This window comes from Oleiphilus sp. HI0123 (assembly GCF_001635315.1).
This window is the reverse complement of record NZ_LWGE01001575.1, coordinates 1-1,633: the sequence shown is the minus strand read 5'-3', so window position 1 is coordinate 1,633 and position 1,633 is coordinate 1. Positions and strand designations below refer to the sequence as shown.

General features: G+C 55.1%; 1 protein-coding gene. It reads left to right on the top strand.

The window, feature by feature from the left end:
* Positions 1 to 107: 107 nt before the first annotated feature.
* Positions 108 to 1,490: a TolC family protein gene (locus A3761_RS21095; RefSeq protein WP_231881278.1), complete on the top strand. Its 1,383-nt coding sequence runs from the start codon at positions 108 to 110 to the stop codon at positions 1,488 to 1,490.
* Positions 1,491 to 1,633 lie beyond the last annotated feature (143 nt).

Sequence of the window (1,633 nt, the reverse complement as noted above, 5' to 3'; positions counted from 1 at the left end):
GTGTGGTTGCTAAAAAAAGACGGTTCGGCTGAAGTGTTTGCTTCAGTGAGCAGCCGCGATCAGCAATAGGACGTATCACCCTGAACATTCAATGGCGTTTTTTATTATTGTTCCTGTTGGTGGGGGTTCCTGCTTTTGCCGAGGAAAAAGTTGCCCAGGAACAGTTTGCCCAAACACAGCTGGATCAAGACCAGGTTGGTACGTTGACTTTGGAAGCGGCGATTGCACAGGCGATTGCCTCCGACCCCTGGCTGAACGGCAGCCGCTACCGGGAAGATGCACTGACCAGTGAATCCATTTCCGCCTCAACCCTGCCCGATCCCAAGGTCAGCCTAATGGCGGCCAACTTTCCAACCGATAGCTTCGATATCAATCAGGAACCGATGACGCAACTGACTGTGGGTGTTAGTCAGATGTTTCCGCGCGGCGATAGCCTGGCGTTAACCAGCCGCCAAAATCAGGAGTTGGCGGCCCAGGAACCCTTACTCAGACAGGATCGCCAGGACAAGGTGACAGCGACGGTGACTCAGTTATGGCTGGAAGCCTACCGGGCACAGGAAAGTATCCGTTTAATTGAGCAGGATCGTGCGCTGTTTGAACATCTGGTGGATGCCACCAAAGCCAGTTATTCCTCCGCGCTGGGGCGTGCCCGACAGCAGGATATTATCCGGGCAAAACTGGAACTCACCCGGCTGGATGATCGGCTGACTGCGTTGCGACAACAACTGGATTCTGCCCAGCAGCGGCTCTCCGAGTGGATTGGCGGTCAAGCCAGTCTGCCGTTGGCGCGGACCTTATCCAGTAAATTGGGTGATGAGCCAACCCCAGGCATGGGTCAGACGCACAATGATCGCTGGCTCTATGAACAGATCAATCGGCATCCCCTGTTATTGGCCTTTGACCAACGTATCGAGGCTATGCAGACCGGGGTTGAATTGGCCCAGCAAAAGTATAAGCCCGAGTGGGGGCTCACCGCCCAGTACGGCTATCGGGACGATGACCCCATGGGCCGGGATCGCGCCGATCTGTTCTCGGTCGGCGTCACATTTGATCTGCCGCTTTTCACGGGCAATCGACAGGATAAAGATGTTAGCGCCGCTACCTCCCGAGCTGAGGCACTGCGAACAGACAAGCTACTGATGGCGCGAAAGTTAATGGCGGAGCTGGACACGACCATTGTGCAAATCCAGCGCCTGAATGAGCGCCGCACACTCTATGACCAGCAGCTACTGCCGCAAATGGCGGAGCAGGCCGAAGCTGCCCTGACTGCCTATAACAACGATGACGGCGACTTTGCTGAAGCGGTGCGTGCCCGCATCGCCGAGCTGAACGCCAAAATCGATTTCCTGACCATCAAGGTCGATCGGCTAAAAATCCTTGCCGAACTGAACTATCTCTTACCGACAAACCGCTCAGTGCTGTTACCGCAGAGCCACGCAAAGCAGTCCCCTGCAACACACGGTAACCGCACGGAAGGAAAGAACCCATGAAGATTCAACTGAATAAACCATTCTTTATAACGGTTGCATTGCTGATTGCGACGGCAACCCTGGCCCACTATTCAGCCTATTGGCGCATGCAAGACACGGGAGAGGGCGGTAAGGCGACAGCCAAAAAAGAACCGCTCTATTGG